The organism is Gammaproteobacteria bacterium (assembly GCA_037388465.1).
Lineage (GTDB): Bacteria > Pseudomonadota > Gammaproteobacteria > SpSt-1174 > SpSt-1174 > JARRKE01.
The window spans coordinates 18,987-34,013 of sequence record JARRKE010000018.1 but is presented as its reverse complement, the minus strand read 5'-3'; the positions used below and the strand labels follow the sequence as shown (position 1 = coordinate 34,013).

The following is a 15,027-nucleotide window of genomic DNA, read 5'->3' as shown; positions in this document are numbered from 1 at the left end:
CTGGATGTGTTCATCATCGCGGCCGGTTTCATGCTGCGCATACTCGCCGGTACGCTGGGGGTGGGGATTCCGCCCTCGCAATGGTTGCTGCTCACCGGTTTGATGCTGACCCTGTTCCTGGGGTTCGCCAAGCGCCGGGCCGAGCTGATCGAGACCGGTGATAGCGACAAGGCGCAGCGCGAGGTGCTGGCGCATTACAGTCCGCCTCTGCTGGACAAGATGATCGGCATCACCGCGACCGGCACCATCATGAGCTACGGCCTGTATACCGTGAGTCCGGAGACGGTGCAGATCCAGGGTACCGCCAACCTGATCTACACCGTTCCGTTCGTGATGTACGGCATCTTCCGCTACATCTATCTGCTGCATGGGCAGGGTCGGGGTCAGGATACCGCCCGCGACCTGCTGCGCGATCCGCATATTCTCGTCACCGTGCTGCTGTGGCTGGTGACGGTGGTGTGGCTGATTAAGTCGTGAGGTTCGCCGGCCTGAAGGGATGGCCGCTGCGCGCCCTGTGGCTGTCGGTGCTGGCGGGGGCGGGCGGTTATCTGGCCTTTGCGCTGTGGGGCGGTTGGCGGGACACCGTGAACGCGGTGGCGGCCATCGGCCTGCCGGCCCTGCTGGCGGCCCTGGCCCTGTCGCTGGTGAATTACGGCCTGCGCTTCGTGCGCTGGCAGGGATATCTGGCGGCCCTCGACAGTCCCGTACCGGCCGCGCCCAGCCTGGCCATCTATCTGGGCGGCTTCGCGCTCACCACCACCCCGGGCAAGGCGGGCGAGGGGCTGCGCTCCCTGTTCCTCAAGCCATTGGGGGTGAGTTACCCCAAAAGCCTGGCGGCCCTGGTCTCGGAGCGCCTGTCAGATCTCATCGCCATGGTGCTGCTAGCGGCACTCGGGGTGTGGGCCTTTCCGGTCTCCCGGCCGCTGGTGCTGGGCCTGTTGCCGGTGTTGCTGCTGGTTCTGGTGCTGCTGGTCGACCAGCGCGCCCTGCAATGGTTGTATGAGCGCGCCGCCGGCGGTGCGGGGCGGCTGCGGCGCCTGTTCGGCCATCTGCTGGAGATCGTGCTGCACTCGGGGGCCTGTTACCGTCCGCGTCTGCTGTTGGGTGGACTGGTGCTGGGGCTGCTGGCCTGGGGCGCCGAAGGGCTGGCGTTTCATCTCATGCTTGAACGCCTGCACAGCGGAATTTCGCTGCAGGTGGCCGTGTTCATTTACGCCTTCGCCGTCCTGGTGGGGGCGTTGTCGTTTCTGCCCGGCGGGCTGGGCGGGACCGAGCTGACCATGACCGGCCTGCTGGTGCTGCAGGGGCTGGATCCGGCCCAGGCCGTGGCGGTGACGGTGCTGATCCGGCTGGCCACGCTGTGGTTTGCGGTGGCGCTCGGTCTGGTCGCCCTGCTGGTGCTGCCGCGGATTGCGCCGGCGGCGGGCGGTTGAGGTTTCGAGCCCGTAAGACCCCGCCGCGTTACTCGAAACCGTTCGCGGCAACCTGTTAACATGCGCCCCCTTTATCACGAGAGCAGGCCGTGAGTTCCACTACCCCTTCCGCCACCCACTGGTACGGGCAACCCGTGGTCGAGGCGCCGCGCATGGCGCGCGTGCTGGTCGTCGATGACAACGACACGTATGCCGAGCGCATCGCCAATTTCCTCAAGGCGCATGGCACCGAAGAAACGGTGCGCGCCCACAATGCGGCGGAGGGCATCGAGATCCTGGGCGCACAGGGTGACCGCCTGGACGGGGTGGTGACGGATATCTCCATGGAGCGCGAACTGGCCGGTTTGAGCGTGCTCGCCTATGCCCGCGATCACGGGTTCCGGGGCCGCGTGGCGACCGCCTCGACGGCCTTCGACCGGCGCCTGGGTTTTTTCATCAATCGTTTCATCCTCGGCGGTTGGTACAAAAGCGAATTCCTGATTCCCAAAAAACCCATTATCGAGCGCGACGAACACCTGTGGGTGCGCGTCCGCCGGGGCTGAGACCATGAGGATGGACGGCGTGGCGGCAAGGGACCTGCGCATCGCCTATTTCCTGCTGGCCGGGTTCACCCTGCTCACGCTGGTTTTTGCCGGGACGACGCCGCTGACCGCGGACGAACTGTCCTACTGGCAGTGGTCGCGCCACCTCGATTTCGGCTATTTCGACCACCCGCCCATGGTGGCCTACCTGATCGCGCTGGGTACCTGGCTGTTCGGCCCGTCTCCGTTCGGTATCCGCGTGTTCGGGGTGCTGGCCGCGGCGGGCGCCATGTGGGCCTCCCTGCAACTGGCGCTGCGCATCGGCGGCGGGCGTGCCGCGTTCTGGACCCTGCTGGCCTGGCTGGGTGCGCCGATGCTTTCCATGGGGGCGATGATCGTGACGCCCGATTCCCCCCTGTTGCTGTTCTGGGGGCTGAGTCTGCTGTTTCTGCTGCGCGCCTTGGAAAGCGGCCGTCCGGCCGACTGGGTGGTGCTTGGTCTGGTGACGGGCGGCGGTCTGCTGTCCAAGTACCCGATCGCCCTGTTGCCCATGGCGATGCTGCTGGCCCTGCTGCTGCACAAACGCGGGCGGCAGGCCTTGGTGCGCCCCGGGCCGTGGCTGGCCATGGCGATCATGTTTGCCGTGGCCGCGCCCTATTTGTGGTGGCTGACCCACACCCCGCTGTCGCCGCTGACCTTTCAGCTGCAGCACGGCCTGGGTGCCGCCGCCGGGCAGTCGGTTCAGCCCGGTGGGTGGGTGACCTTCGGACGCTTCTGGGGCGGGCAACTGGCCACCGTGACCCCGATCCTGTTCGGTTTTTTCCTCTGGGCACTGCTGGCGGCGTTGCGCGACTATCTTGCCATGCTGGGGCAGGGGGACGGGGAGGTCCTGGAGCAGGCCCTGCTCCTGTATCCCATCCTGATCGTGCTGCTGGTGTTCGCGGCCGCGAGCTGGTTCAAGGACAGCGGGCCGAACTGGGTGGCGCCCATGTATCTCAGCGGGTTCGCGCTCACCGGCGCGCTGCTGGCGCGGCTCGCCCATGACGGACGCCGGGTGCTGGTCGGGCTGTTCGTGGCCGGCCTGCTGCTGGGTGGTGGGGTGACCCTGTATTTCCATGTGGAGGCGGCCCATCCCATGGTCGCCTGGCGCAAAAGCCCCTTCAATCGCATCACCCCGCACGCGGCCCTGGGGCGCTGGGCCGGTGAGTTGATCGACACCGCTCCCGCCGGGCGTCGTGCCGCCCTGTTCTCCGACGGGTATCGCACCGCGAGTATTCTGGCCTACACCCTGCCGGGCAGGCCGGATGTGTACGACCCCTTCGAGACGGGATCGGGTACCGGTTTTCTGCTCTGGCAGCCTGCGCTGCAGGCGGGCCGTCCCGCGTGGTATTTCACCCAGAAAGCGGATGATCCGCGGGCCGGCTGGCTGCTGAAGAACGCCCGTCTCGCCGGACGCTTTCAGGAACGGCGACTCGGTGTGCCGGGCGATACGGTTTATGCTTGGCAGGGTGACCTGCGCCGCAGCCTGCCGGCTCCTGCCGACGGTCTGCGGCGCTACGAGGAATTGGTGAAGCCCGAACAGCCATGAGCGCCGGCCCTGATGCGCCCGGAAGCGGATCCGACGATCCGCGCCAATGCTGGAATGCCCGCTATGCGGCACGCGGGGAGGGCCCGTTGCGCGCCGCCGAGGTGCTGGCGGCGAACCTTCATCTGCTGCCGGAACGGGGCCGGGCGCTGGACCTGGCCTGCGGCCTCGGCGCCAATGCCGTGCTGCTGGCGCAGCATGGATTGGAAGTCGATGCCTGGGATGTTTCCGACCAGGCGATCGAACAACTGAACGCCCGTGTCCGTGCCGGGCGGCTGAACGCGCATCCCCTGCGCCGGGACGTGACCCGCGAACCACCCGCAGAGCAACGTTATGACGTGGTGGTCGTGAGCTACTTCCTGGAGCGCGCGCTGATGCCGGCGCTGGGCGCAGCCCTGCGTCCCGGCGGATTGTTGTTTTACGAGACCTGGAGCCGGCTGCAGAGCAGCGGGCGCGGGCCGAAGAATCCCGAGTACCGGCTGGCCGAGGGCGAGTTGCTGGCCCTCACCCTAGATCTGCAGCCCGTGTTCTACCGCGAGGAAGGCCTGCTCGGGGATACGAGCCGCGGCATGCGGGATATCGTGCAGTACATCGGCCGGAGGCCGGTGTGAGGCGGCTGGTCTGCGGGTTGGCGCTGCTGCCGACGGCGCTGCTCGGCGCCTGCGCCGTCACCCCCGATATCGATGTGGCCAAACTGCCACCGATCCGGCAGCCGATCCGTTACCTGCTGACCTTCGACGACGGACCGAGCAACGCCGCGCCGGCCGACAACCCCACGCTCAAGATTCTGGCGACCCTGCGCGACAACGCCGTGCAGCCCGATATCAAGGCCGTGTTTTTCGTGCAGACGCGTGCGCCAAGCCGCGGTGGCAGTGCCTTCGGACGCAAGATCATGCAACTCGAGGTGGCGGACGGTCACGAACTGGGGCTGCACACCGCCGTGCCCGAAGGACAGCTCAACCACGTCTATCTGCTGCGGGTCGGGCGGCTGGACGGCGCGCTCAAGCAGGGCATCGCGGATATCGATACGGATACCGGTGAAATACCCACCCTGGTGCGGCCGCCTTACTGGTACTACAACGCGAACACCGTGAAGGATTACCACACGAACGGCCTGGCGATGCTGCTGGCCGACATCAAGGCGCATGACGGCAAGATTCACGGCTTCATCGCCAGTCCGCGCCGGCGCGAGAATATCGTGGCGGCGCTGGAGCGGTTGCGGCCGCGTCTGGTCGAAGGCGATATGCCCACCGTCGGCGGTGTGATACCCGTGGTGGTCGGCTTTCACGACACCAATACCTACACCGCCGAACATCTGCAGGATTACCTGCAGATTCTGGTTCAGGCCGCGCAGGAATTGCGTATTCCTTTGGCGGACCCGCCCTTTTACTCCCATATGCACGCCCTGCAGCAGGCGGCGCTGATGCGTACCCAGCCCGGGATCACCCGGCTGGCCACGCCGGGTTCGCTGGCGAGTCCTTTGCCTTAAAATAACCGGCTGATGATCGAGAACCTCGAAAAAATGCTGGCGCAGGGCCAGGACAACGCCCTGCTGCGTTACACCCTCGGTGCCGAGTACCTCAAGCAGGGCGATGCCGAACGTGCGACCGTCCATTTGCGCGCCGCGCTGGAGCACGACCCCGACTACTCCGCCGCCTGGAAGCTGCTCGGCAAGGCCTATAGCGAAGCCGGTGAACGCGAGACTGCGATGGAGGCCTACCGCAAGGGCATCGAGATCGCCGGCCGGCGGGGTGACAAGCAGGCCGAGAAGGAAATGCAGGTCTTTCTGCGCCGTCTGGAAAAATCCGCTTCATGAAACTAACCGACGAGACCGCGGGCGACCTGAGCGCCCAGTCCCTGCCGCGTGCGCTGCTGGCACCCCGGTTCTGGCCCGGCTGGCTGCTGATCGGTTTGATCTGGTTCACTCACCTTGTTCTGCCGCGCGGCTGGCGGCGCGGTCTCGGCCGTGCGCTGGGTGGGCTCGCCTACCGCTTCAACAAACGCCCGCGTGAGGTGGCGCTGATCAATCTGGAATTGTGCATGCCCGGGTTGGACGCCGCCGAGCGCGAGGCGCTGGTGCATGAACATTTCCGGCTCATGGCGCAGGGTATCTGGGATTATCCGCTCGCCTGGTTCGGTGGCCGCGCGCGTCTGCGGCGTGAGATCGTCATCGACGGGCACGAGCATCTGCGCGCCCTGCGCGCGGCAGGACGCCCGGTGATTCTGATGGTCGCCCATACGGCGGCGCTGGACATGGGGCCGCCGCGGCTCGGGATGGAGGAATCCATGTACGGGCCGTACAACCCGTTCGGCGATCCGCTGGCGGACTGGCTGGTGGCCCACGGGCGGGGGCGTTTCGGCAATCAGCCCATCTCGCGCCAGGCGGGGCTGCGCGGTCTGCTCAAGGCCCTGCGCGAGGGCGGCATTCTGTACTACCTGGCCGACGAGGATTACGGCCGGGAGCGCTCAGTGTTCGTGCCTCTGTTCGGGGTGCAAAAGGCGACATTGCCGATCATCGGGCGGCTTGCGCAGTCCACCAGGGCGGCGGTGATTCCGACCATGACGGTCTACGACCCCCTGGTTAAGCAATACCGCGTCATTCTCGATCCGCCCATGCCCGATTTTCCCACCGGCGACCCGGAGCAGGACGCGCGGCGCATGAACGAAGTGCTGGAAGACCAGATCCGCCGTTATCCGGCGCATTACATGTGGACGCTCAAGCTGTTCCGCACCCGCCCCGAAGGCGAATCCAAGATCTACTGAGCATCGAAGCGGGCGGCAGGGGCGCATGGTGCGCCCCTGCCGATGTGCTCACAGCGGCTTGAGCGCAAGCTCCTTGCCGGAAGCCTTCACGAATCCATGTTTGGCATAAATGGACTGGGCGGTATCGGTGCGCAGGTAGTCCAGGAAACGCTGGGCGTTCTTCTGGTTGCGGCCCGCGTTGAGGACGCCAATGGCGTAGCCGACCTGGCTGGCCATGTTGTCCGGCGCGGGTATTGCGACGCCTTCCACCCCGCGGTTTTGCGACTTGGCGTACACCACCTCGGTGGCCCATACCACGCCGGCATCGGCCTGCCCCTGCTCGATGCGGTAGGGGGTCTCGCGGTGATGGCGTGAGGTGAACCAGGTCTTGCCGGGAATCGCCCAGCAGCTCTTGCAGCTCTTGTCTGCAGTGACCTGCTGGTGGATGCCTCGGTTCTTCAGCATGGGCATGACGTAGAACTTGGAAATCCCCTCGGTGATGGGGTTGGGCAGCGACAGCACCACGTCGTCACGCGCCAGTTCGTCCACCGTCCTGATGTTCTTCGGGTTGCCCTTGGCGACCATGATCTCCAGCTTGTTGTGGGTGTAGATCATGTATTCCTTCATCTGCTTCTTGCCAGCCAGCGTTTTGAGATGGTTCAGGTTGACGCTGGCGTACAGGTCGGGGTTCATGGCCGTCTTCTGACTGTTGATCATCCCCTGTTTGAGAATCTGGCCCTTGAGTATCTGCCCCGGCGGAATGGTCTCCACGTAGACCGTCTTGATGTCCGGATTGCGCTTCTGGAAGTCCTTGATCAGATCCTCCATGACCATGAACTGATTGCCGGCCAGATACATGACCAGTTCGGCCGTATAGGAATCCCCGATCTTGCCGTAGTCGATCTTGCCGGTGGCGTGAAACGTCCGGTAGTCGTGATGCAGGCCGGCGGCGTCCTTTTTGGCCGGCATGCCGGGCTCGGTCTGGCCCAGCGCGGTTTGAGCCCACAGCAGCGCTGCGGCCACGAACAGAAGTTTGCGTAGCATGGTAATCCTCCCGGTGGTATTGCTTTTTTAGATGCCTGGCGGCATCCCCCATTTTGGGAGATGCCGCTGGGGCCGGGTTTATTCCATGGCGGGGGGACGCCCCTCAGTAGGGGCGTTTGTAGCTTTCCGGCTGGATCTTGAAGCGCTTGTAATTCCAGGCGTACTGCTCGGGGCAGGTGCGGATCAGGGCCTCGACGCTGCGGTTGAGCGCCGCGGCGGATACGGCGGGGTCGGGGTCGTTGACGGCGTCGCTGACCCGCAAGGCGTGAATGCGGAAACGCCCGCCGGGCAGGCGCTCGGCGAAGCCGACGATGACTGCGGCCTGGTGCTGCGCCGCCAGGCGGGGCAGCAGCGTCATGGTATAGGCCGGCTGGCCGAACCAGGGCGCGAACACGCCCTGTCCGCGGCGCGGGGTCTGGTCGGGCAGGATGCCGATCGACTCGTGGCGGTTCAGGGCGCGCTTGAGGGCCTTGATGCCCGTTGGCGTGGTCGGAACCAGCGTGGCGCCCGTGCCCTCGCGGGCCTGCCGGATCAGGGTATCCAGGCCGGCGAGGCGGGGCGGGCGGTAGAGGTTGGTCATCGGCAGGTAGCGGGTGATGTACAGCGTCAGCACCTCCCAGTTGCCCAGATGCGGCGAGGCGAAAATCACCCCGCGTCCGGACTCGACCGCCGCGCGGATCGCCGCCTCGCCCTTGACCTCGACCACCCGCGACAGCACGTCTTCGGCCGGGCGGCTCCATACCCAGGCGGCCTCGGTAAGCGTCTTTCCGACCTCGAGCAGCGAGCGCCGGGCGGTGCGCTTGCGCCAGCGTGCGTCGCGTTTGGGATAGCAGAGGTTGAGATTGATGCGCGCCACCTGGCGGCCGCGGGTGGGCAGCACCCATGCCAGCCAGCCCAGCAGGGCGCCCAGGGCGTGGTTGGTGCCCAGCGGCAGGGCACCAATCAACCGGATCAGCAGTCGTGCGAGCAGACCGGTCATGGAGATTATTTTTCTTCGGGCAGGCCGGCGGCGATCAGCGGCTGCATGGCCGACAGCAGGCTTTTCATCAGGCGGGGATTGCCGGCCTCTTCCTGCTGGAGCAGCTGCTTCATGTGCTCGCGCTGGGTGGGCATGTCGAAACAGGCCGGGCAGTTCTCGTGAATCACCGGCAGGCCGGCGTCCTCGGCGAACGCCGCCGTCTGGCGCTCGCGCACATAGACCAGCGGACGGATCACCCGCAGGTCGCCGGCATCGATGGTGTAGTGGGCTTTCATGGTCTTGAGCTTGCCGCCGTGGAAGGCCGACATCAGGAAGCTTTCGGCGAGATCGTCCAGGTGCTGGGCCAGGGCCAGTACGTTGTAGCCCTGTTGCCGGGCGGTATCGTACATCACGCCGCGTTTCATGCGGGCGCAGAAGGCGCAATAGGAATCGTTGTCCATGTGCTTGCCGGCCAGCTCCAGAATCGGCTCGCTGCGGTAGAAGTACGGCACGCCGAGCGCTTCCATGTAGGGAATCAGCGGGCTGGGATCGAACCCGTCCGACTGCGGGTCGACGGTGACGGCGCCGACCTCGAAGTGGATGGGGGCATGGCGCTGGAAATGCAGCAGCAGGTGCAGGGCCGAGAGCGAGTCCTTGCCGCCCGACAGGCCCAGCAGCACGCGGTCGCCGGCGCGGATCATGCGGTAGTCCGCGATCGCCTTGCCGGCGAGCCGGGTCAGGCTTTTCGGCGGCGGGCAGAAGCTCGCTTGCAGGGGCTCGGGGACACTCATGCGCGCAGCTTAGCGAGGGGGGGTGGGTGTCGGCAACACGGGATATCGGGGGTCCTTATTCACGCTTCAGCAGACGGTCCACGATCCAGTCCAGCCATTTGCGGCTGTGGAATCCCTCGCGAATGCTTTCCTGCGTGTATTCCTCGCGGATCCACTGCTCCAGGCTGATGCCGCGCTCGCGGTAGGCCTTGAGATAGGTCTCGAAAAAATAGTCCATCAGGCCGGTGCGGGCATAGCGGTAGTGCCAGTAGGGCCAGAGTCTCAGCTGCCGGGTCCGGTCCAGAGGCACGCCCTCGATCCAGTGCAGGTAGAGGGTGGCCATGAAGCCCGCCCGGTCGGCGCCGGACATGCAGTGGAACAGGGCTGGATACTCGATGGTTTCCAGCATGCGCTTGACCTCGAGCAGTACCTCCGGGCGATGGGTGTCGCGCGAGAACAGGCGGATCTCGAGGTAGCGCGCGCCTTCCTGCTGGCAGATCTCGCGCTCCAGTTCCAGGGCCGGGGAACGCACCGGGCCGCGCAGATTGACCACCGTGCGCAGACCGTGTTTCCGAATACGGCGGCGCAGTGTCCAGGGCGGCAGCTGTCCGGAACGGAAGGCGCGCGGGGTGATGGCGTGGAAATTAGTGGTCAGCAGAATGCGTACCCAGCCGTGTTCGTGCACCAGGGCGTGCCAGTAGGCCCTGGCGCGGCGCAGCGGACTCATCGGGGCGGGGGCGTCATTCATGGGGTGGTCGGGCAAAAGCGCGCATTATAGCGATGCAGCCGGAGGATGTGCGCCGGGGATGTATCGTGGTGCGGCTGTTAGACTGAACAGACCCGTCCATCACCAGGAGGCACGGCAATGATCGGCAAGAAGAATATCGTGTTCGGATTTTTCTTTTTCGTGTTCACGGCGGCCCTCGGCCCCTACATGATCGTCAAGCTGTTCCCCGCCTACGGACAGGCGCAGGCGGCACAGGGGCAGGCGGTGGGCGCGCTGCAGCTGCTCAAGGGCAGTGGCTACTCCGACCCGCAAACCCTGGCGCAGGTCGATCCCTTCAAGCTCGCCAGGCTCGACACCGATGCCATCCTGGCCATGTCCGCCACGCAGAATGCCAAGGGTGCGATCGACTCGATCAAGGGCGGGGCACACACCCACGGCAATCTGGAATCGCTGCTGAATATCGTGGTCGGCTTCCTGCTTGCCTTCGTCGCGGTGGGGCGCTGGTTCAAGCAGATCATCTCCTGGGCCTTTTTGCTGGGCGCCGTGCTGCACTCGGGCATGCTCTATTTGAGCCTGCTCGGCGTGAGTTGGGCGGGGCTGGTGCTCGGGACGGGTGTCGGGCCGATCCTGATCCTGATCGGGCTGCTGCTCATGGCGCTGGCCACCGCCATCGGGTATCGCGGCGAGAGTGTCAGAGACAGCTTCCTATGAGGGATTTTTATCCGGACATCAAACCCTACCGGCAGTTTCACCTGCCGGTAGGCGATCTGCACAGCCTGTACGTCGAGGAATCGGGCCATGTCGACGGTGTGCCGGTGGTGTTTCTGCACGGCGGCCCCGGTGCCGGCTGCGAGCCCTGGCACCGGCGGTTCTTCGACCCGGCGCGTTACCGCATCGTGCTGTTCGATCAGCGCGGCTGCGGCCGTTCCACACCGCATGCCGAACTGGTCGAGAACACCACCCAGAACCTGGTGGCGGACATGGAGCGCATCCGGGAGGAGCTGGGCATCGAGCGCTGGGTTGTGTTCGGCGGGTCCTGGGGTTCGACGCTCGGGCTGGCCTACGCCGAGGCGCACCCGGAGCGTGTGCTGGGCCTGATCCTGCGCGGCATCTTCCTGTGCCGCGACCAGGACATCCGGTGGTTTTATCAATTCGGTGCCAGCGAGTTGTTTCCGGATCACTGGCAGGACTATCTGGAGCCGATACCGGCCGAGGAACGGGACGACCTGCTGCACGCCTATCACCGCCGCCTGACCGGCGATGACGAGGTGGCGCGCATGTCGGCGGCACGTGCCTGGTCGCTGTGGGAGGGACGGACCGCCACCCTCAAAGGGTCGCAGGCGGTGGAGGATTTCTTCGGCGCTCCTTTCGTGGCGTTGTCGCTGGCGCGGATCGAGTGCCATTACTTCGTTAATCAGTCGTTCCTCGAACCCGGTCAATTGCTGCGCGATGCCCATCTGCTGGCCGACATTCCCGGGGTGATCGTACATGGCCGCTACGACGTCATCTGTCCGTTGACCCAGGCCCAGGCCCTGCATGCGGCGTGGCCGACGGCCGAGTTCAGGGTGATCCAGGAGGCGGGGCACTCGGCTTCGGAGCCGGGGATCCGCAGCGCCCTGATCGAGGCGACGGACGCCTTCGCCACACGCTTTGCATGATTGCACTGATCCAGCGCGTCACCGAGGCGGGGGTGACGGTGAACGGAGAAATGGTGGGATCGATCGGTGCGGGTGTGCTGGCCCTGATCGGTGTGCAGCAGGGGGATGGCGAGGCGCAGGCCGACCGCCTGCTCGAACGGGTGCTGGGCTATCGCATCTTCGAGGACGAGACGGGACGCATGAACCATTCGCTGACCGATGTCGGCGGCGGCCTGTTGCTGGTCCCTCAATTCACTCTCGCCGCGGATACCCGCAAGGGCATGCGCGCGAGCTTCACGCCCGCCGCGCCGCCGGCGCAGGGGCAGGCGTTGTTCGAGTATCTGCTGGCACAGGCACATCGGCGGCACGGTACGGTCCAGACCGGCCGGTTCGGTGCCCATATGCAGGTGAAGTTAGTCAACGACGGTCCCGTCACCTTCTGGCTCGAAGTTCCTCCTCCACGCGCTTGAGCGCACTTCCCGGGTGCGCGCCGCCCGTTGCTGGTGCGGCCTGCGCACCCAACTGAGTCACTAAGTTGTTGAGTCACATGACCGTCATTTTCTGGCGCGGCTTTTGCATTTTGCGTGGGCGAGGCCCATCGAGCCCGGGCCGTTTAAATGAAAACCAATGACTGCATATAACGAAAATAGACTTGCCAGGAAGCTTATTTCACCTTTCCTTTTGTTGTTATTCCTCCCCGCCTCGGCGTTTGCCGCCACCGATGAGATCAAGGCCATTCACGTGGACATGGACACGGTCTGGCTGATCACGGCGGGTGCGCTGGTGTTCTTCATGCAGGCCGGCTTCGCCTTGCTGGAGAGCGGCATGGCGCGTGCCAAGAACGCCGTCAACGTCATCATGAAGAACTACGTCGACGTCTGCGTGGGAAGTATCGCGTTCTGGATGGTCGGCTATGGCCTGATGTTCGGCGCCAACCCCAGCGGTTGGTTCGGGGAATCGCATTTTTTCCTCGGTAACGCGCCGCACCTGGATTACAGCCTGCTGTTCTTCCAGACCATGTTCGCCGCCACCTGCGTGACCATCGCTAGCGGCGCCATGGCCGAACGCACCGAATACGGCTCTTATCTGATCGGTGCGTTCATTATCTGTCTGCTCATCTATCCCGTGTACGGCTCGTGGGCCTGGGGCAGCCTGTATTCCGGCGAAGGCTGGTTGAAAAAGCTCGGCTTCATCGATTTCGCCGGTTCGACGGTGGTGCATTCCATCGGCGGCTGGATTGCGCTGGCCGGGGTGATCGTGCTCGGTCCGCGCCTGGGCCGGTTCGGTACGGACGGCGAACCGCGCTCCATCCCTGGGCATAACCTGACCTCGGTTGCGCTGGGCGGGTTCATCCTGTGGCTGGGCTGGTTCGGGTTCAATGGCGGCAGTACCGCCGCCGCCGTGCCCGAGATCGGTCTGATCAACCTCAATACCCATCTGGCCGCCGCCGGGGGTGCGGTGGGTGCGATTGTCGCCATGATTATCGCGCGCACGCCCGTGCTCATGACGGATACGGTGAATGGCAGCGTGGCCGGGCTGGTGGCGATCACCAGCGGCTGCGCCACCATGGAGCCGATGTATGCGCTGATCACGGGCGTGGTCGGCGGCATGATCGCCGTCGGGGGCGGGCGCTTGCTGGTCGCCTTCCGGCTGGACGATGTGGTCGGTGCCGTTTCGGTGCACGGTTTTGCCGGCGCATGGGGCACCCTGGCCGCGGGGATGTTCTTCCATGGCGACCTGTTCAGCCCGGAACGCATGGCCGTGCAGGTGATCGGCATCGTGGCGGCCTTCCTGTGGGCCTTCCCCATCGCGCTGGTGATGTATCTGGTCATCGATAAGATCTTCGGCCTGCGTGCGTCCACGGTGGACGAACAGCGCGGACTGGACTACAGCGAGCACTACGAAATCGGCTATCCGGAATTCCAGCGTGAAGCGCTGCATGCCGGTAAGGAGTGACCATGGCCGGCAAGATATCGACTGCACCCGAGATGGTGCTGCGGCGGCGTGCCATTTTCACCGGCTTGGGGCCGTTTTTTGACGCCGAGGAAAGGGTCCGCGCGCTGTGCATCTGGCAGGACAACTTTTCCAGCGGGCCGGTTTACGCCCTGCATGACTTCATTTCGCTGATCTGCGACAGTCCGCAGCGGCTGCGTTTGCGCGGGGAGATTCATCGCAGCCTGCTGAAGGCGCTGAATTCCCAGCCGGGAGAGCTGGATCCCGATCCCAAGGGACGCATGGAGTCGTACTGCCAGAAGCGCAAGCTCACCAGCATGGCGACGCCCAGCGGTCAGCGGCCGCAGGATGTGATGTTCGAGTCCCTGCTGGGCGGGTTCTTCAAGTATCTGGAGCGGCTGGAGAACGACGCGGCGGTGAAGACGCGCGTCTACCTCATGGAGCATGTGCCGCGCATGGATCTGGGGCCGGTGGGCGATTCATTGAGTGAGTGGCTGGCCTTCAAACAGGACCACATCGGCCGCGGGCTGTCGGAGTCACAGATGCGCAAGCTGTTGCACATGGCTTATGTCAGCGCCTGCGAGTTGTGCGGTCCGGTGCAGACGGACCGTGCGCTGGCGACTGCGAAGCGGGATGCGGAAACCATGCCTGAGGCAGGCGAGTTCGCGCCGGGCAACCTGTTGTAGCGGGGCTCAGCCTTCCTTGGCCGCGCCCGAGTTGTTGGCGTGGCGCGGCAGGTTGCCCGCCAGACGGCGCAAGCCTTCCTTGTCGAGGATGCGAACCAGTTTGCGTTCCGCCTCGATGAGGCCCTGCTCCTGAAAACGGGAGAACAGGCGGCTGATGGTTTCCATCGCCAGGCCCAGGTAGTTGGCGATGTCGTTGCGCGACATGCTCAGGTTGAATTCGCGGTCGGAGTAGCCGCGCTGGGCGAACCGGTTGGCGATGCTGATCAGGAACGCCGCCAGGCGTTCCTCCGAGGTTTTCTTGCCCAGCAGGGTCATGATGCTTTCGTCGGACTTGAGCACCGAACTCATCATGCGCAGCAGCTGGTGCTGTAATTCAGGGATGTCGTGCGCCAGTTGTTCCAGGCGTTCGAAGGGCAGTTCGCAGACGCTGGTGGTTTCCAGCGCCTTGGCGGCGGCGGGATGATGGCCGTCGCCGATGGCGTCCAGGCCGAGCAGTTCGCCGGGCAGGTGGAAGCCGACGATCTGTTCCTCGCCGTCGGGCGTGATGGTGTAGGACTTGATCGAGCCGGAGCGCACGGCGTAGATGGCCTCGAGGTCGTCGCCGACGTGGTACAGGTGCTCCCCGCGCTGCAGCGGACGGCGTTTCTGGATGATGTTGTCCAGGCGCTCCATTTCCCCGTCGCTCAGTCCGCCCGGCAGGCAGAGCATCTGGAGACTGCATTGCTGGCAGGTGCGTTGCAGATCGTGCAGGCGGAAGATTTTTCCGTTTTCGGGTGCGCTCATGGCGTCCAAGTGCTTGATTGCGAGGAGATCATTGCGAATGATGCCCGATTCCTGTCCCCTGTTCCAGCTTGCAGCGACGGACGCTGCAGTCGCGATCCGCGTTTTGCGAGGTGCATCACGATAATCGACCAAGCAAAGGGCTTGGTTTATGATGAGGCCTGATTCATCCCTTCGAACCATTCGAACAG

At 65.1% G+C, this 15,027-nt stretch carries 18 protein-coding genes; 13 read left to right on the top strand and 5 right to left on the bottom strand.

Annotated features, from left to right (window positions below; translation table 11 throughout):
* The 8 genes from P8Y64_05700 to P8Y64_05665 all read left to right on the top strand — a co-directional run.
* Window positions 1-477 (top strand): decaprenyl-phosphate phosphoribosyltransferase (locus P8Y64_05700; protein MEJ2059967.1); only part of this gene is annotated, 477 nt, incomplete at its 5' end.
* Window positions 474-1,433: a lysylphosphatidylglycerol synthase transmembrane domain-containing protein gene (locus P8Y64_05695; protein ID MEJ2059966.1), complete on the top strand. Its 960-nt coding sequence runs from the start codon at window positions 474-476 to the stop codon at window positions 1,431-1,433. The genes P8Y64_05700 and P8Y64_05695, both read left to right, overlap by 4 nt.
* Window positions 1,434-1,522: 89 nt before the next feature.
* Complete coding sequence (locus tag P8Y64_05690; GenBank protein MEJ2059965.1) at window positions 1,523-1,975, top strand: response regulator; 453 nt, start codon at window positions 1,523-1,525, stop codon at window positions 1,973-1,975.
* Window positions 1,976-1,994: 19 nt separating this feature from the next.
* Window positions 1,995-3,542: a glycosyltransferase family 39 protein gene (locus tag P8Y64_05685; protein MEJ2059964.1), complete on the top strand. Its 1,548-nt coding sequence runs from the start codon at window positions 1,995-1,997 to the stop codon at window positions 3,540-3,542.
* Entirely contained in the window at window positions 3,539-4,150 is a 612-nt protein-coding gene (locus P8Y64_05680; protein ID MEJ2059963.1) for a class I SAM-dependent methyltransferase, read from the top strand. Before P8Y64_05685 ends, P8Y64_05680 begins: the two co-directional genes overlap by 4 nt.
* Window positions 4,147-5,028, top strand: a complete 882-nt coding sequence (locus tag P8Y64_05675; protein MEJ2059962.1) for a polysaccharide deacetylase family protein — start codon at window positions 4,147-4,149, stop codon at window positions 5,026-5,028. Before P8Y64_05680 ends, P8Y64_05675 begins: the two co-directional genes overlap by 4 nt.
* Window positions 5,029-5,040: 12 nt before the next feature.
* Window positions 5,041-5,355, top strand: coding sequence for a tetratricopeptide repeat protein (locus P8Y64_05670; protein MEJ2059961.1), 315 nt, complete (start codon window positions 5,041-5,043; stop codon window positions 5,353-5,355).
* Window positions 5,352-6,302, top strand: a complete 951-nt coding sequence (locus P8Y64_05665; protein MEJ2059960.1) for a lipid A biosynthesis acyltransferase — start codon at window positions 5,352-5,354, stop codon at window positions 6,300-6,302. The genes P8Y64_05670 and P8Y64_05665 overlap by 4 nt, the downstream gene beginning before the upstream one ends.
* Before the next feature lie 48 nt (window positions 6,303-6,350).
* Here the strand turns inward: P8Y64_05665 and P8Y64_05660 are convergent, their stop codons facing one another.
* From P8Y64_05660 to P8Y64_05645, 4 genes are all read right to left on the bottom strand, one after another.
* Window positions 6,351-7,325: a substrate-binding domain-containing protein gene (locus P8Y64_05660; GenBank protein ID MEJ2059959.1), complete on the bottom strand. Its 975-nt coding sequence runs from the start codon at window positions 7,323-7,325 to the stop codon at window positions 6,351-6,353.
* 103 nt (window positions 7,326-7,428) lie between these two features.
* A complete protein-coding gene (locus P8Y64_05655; GenBank protein ID MEJ2059958.1) occupies window positions 7,429-8,304 on the bottom strand; it encodes a lipid A biosynthesis acyltransferase in 876 nt (291 codons plus the stop codon).
* A 5-nt stretch (window positions 8,305-8,309) separates the two neighbouring features.
* On the bottom strand, window positions 8,310-9,074 hold the full coding sequence (locus tag P8Y64_05650) for an ATP-binding protein (GenBank protein ID MEJ2059957.1): 765 nt from the start codon (window positions 9,072-9,074) through the stop codon (window positions 8,310-8,312).
* A 55-nt stretch (window positions 9,075-9,129) separates the two neighbouring features.
* The gene (locus P8Y64_05645; GenBank protein MEJ2059956.1) at window positions 9,130-9,801 is read right to left on the bottom strand and encodes a tyrosine-protein phosphatase; all 672 of its coding nucleotides are present in this window, start codon (window positions 9,799-9,801) and stop codon (window positions 9,130-9,132) included.
* Between the two features lie 117 nt (window positions 9,802-9,918).
* Between P8Y64_05645 and P8Y64_05640 the strand changes: the two genes are divergently transcribed.
* The 5 genes from P8Y64_05640 (at window position 9,919) to P8Y64_05620 (ending at window position 14,056) form a co-directional block, all read left to right on the top strand.
* Complete coding sequence (locus P8Y64_05640; GenBank protein ID MEJ2059955.1) at window positions 9,919-10,491, top strand: hypothetical protein; 573 nt, start codon at window positions 9,919-9,921, stop codon at window positions 10,489-10,491.
* A complete protein-coding gene (gene pip, locus P8Y64_05635; protein ID MEJ2059954.1) occupies window positions 10,488-11,438 on the top strand; it encodes a prolyl aminopeptidase in 951 nt (316 codons plus the stop codon). Before P8Y64_05640 ends, pip begins: the two co-directional genes overlap by 4 nt.
* Complete coding sequence (gene dtd / locus P8Y64_05630) at window positions 11,435-11,887, top strand: D-aminoacyl-tRNA deacylase (protein MEJ2059953.1); 453 nt, start codon at window positions 11,435-11,437, stop codon at window positions 11,885-11,887. Before pip ends, dtd begins: the two co-directional genes overlap by 4 nt.
* A 211-nt stretch (window positions 11,888-12,098) precedes the next feature.
* Window positions 12,099-13,373: an ammonium transporter gene (locus P8Y64_05625; protein MEJ2059952.1), complete on the top strand. Its 1,275-nt coding sequence runs from the start codon at window positions 12,099-12,101 to the stop codon at window positions 13,371-13,373.
* A gap of 2 nt (window positions 13,374-13,375) precedes the next feature.
* Window positions 13,376-14,056: a hypothetical protein gene (locus P8Y64_05620; GenBank protein ID MEJ2059951.1), complete on the top strand. Its 681-nt coding sequence runs from the start codon at window positions 13,376-13,378 to the stop codon at window positions 14,054-14,056.
* 6 nt (window positions 14,057-14,062) lie between these two features.
* Here P8Y64_05620 and fnr read toward each other — a convergent pair whose 3' ends face one another.
* Window positions 14,063-14,839: a fumarate/nitrate reduction transcriptional regulator Fnr gene (fnr, locus tag P8Y64_05615; GenBank protein ID MEJ2059950.1), complete on the bottom strand. Its 777-nt coding sequence runs from the start codon at window positions 14,837-14,839 to the stop codon at window positions 14,063-14,065.
* Between the last annotated feature and the right edge of the window lie 188 nt (window positions 14,840-15,027).

What these genes read in the sequence shown, in the direction of transcription:
- P8Y64_05655 (MEJ2059958.1), bottom strand. Translation starts at nt 8,304, where the DNA reads ATGACCGGTCTGCTCGCACGACTGCTGATCCGGTTGATTGGTGCCCTG.
- dtd (MEJ2059953.1), top strand. Translation starts at nt 11,435, where the DNA reads ATGATTGCACTGATCCAGCGCGTCACCGAGGCGGGGGTGACGGTGAAC.
- P8Y64_05670 (MEJ2059961.1), top strand. Translation starts at nt 5,041, where the DNA reads ATGATCGAGAACCTCGAAAAAATGCTGGCGCAGGGCCAGGACAACGCC.
- pip (MEJ2059954.1), top strand. Translation starts at nt 10,488, where the DNA reads ATGAGGGATTTTTATCCGGACATCAAACCCTACCGGCAGTTTCACCTG.
- P8Y64_05650 (MEJ2059957.1), bottom strand. Translation starts at nt 9,074, where the DNA reads ATGAGTGTCCCCGAGCCCCTGCAAGCGAGCTTCTGCCCGCCGCCGAAA.
- P8Y64_05665 (MEJ2059960.1), top strand. Translation starts at nt 5,352, where the DNA reads ATGAAACTAACCGACGAGACCGCGGGCGACCTGAGCGCCCAGTCCCTG.
- P8Y64_05645 (MEJ2059956.1), bottom strand. Translation starts at nt 9,801, where the DNA reads ATGAATGACGCCCCCGCCCCGATGAGTCCGCTGCGCCGCGCCAGGGCC.
- fnr (MEJ2059950.1), bottom strand. Translation starts at nt 14,839, where the DNA reads ATGAGCGCACCCGAAAACGGAAAAATCTTCCGCCTGCACGATCTGCAA.
- P8Y64_05620 (MEJ2059951.1), top strand. Translation starts at nt 13,376, where the DNA reads ATGGCCGGCAAGATATCGACTGCACCCGAGATGGTGCTGCGGCGGCGT.
- P8Y64_05680 (MEJ2059963.1), top strand. Translation starts at nt 3,539, where the DNA reads ATGAGCGCCGGCCCTGATGCGCCCGGAAGCGGATCCGACGATCCGCGC.
- P8Y64_05660 (MEJ2059959.1), bottom strand. Translation starts at nt 7,325, where the DNA reads ATGCTACGCAAACTTCTGTTCGTGGCCGCAGCGCTGCTGTGGGCTCAA.
- P8Y64_05640 (MEJ2059955.1), top strand. Translation starts at nt 9,919, where the DNA reads ATGATCGGCAAGAAGAATATCGTGTTCGGATTTTTCTTTTTCGTGTTC.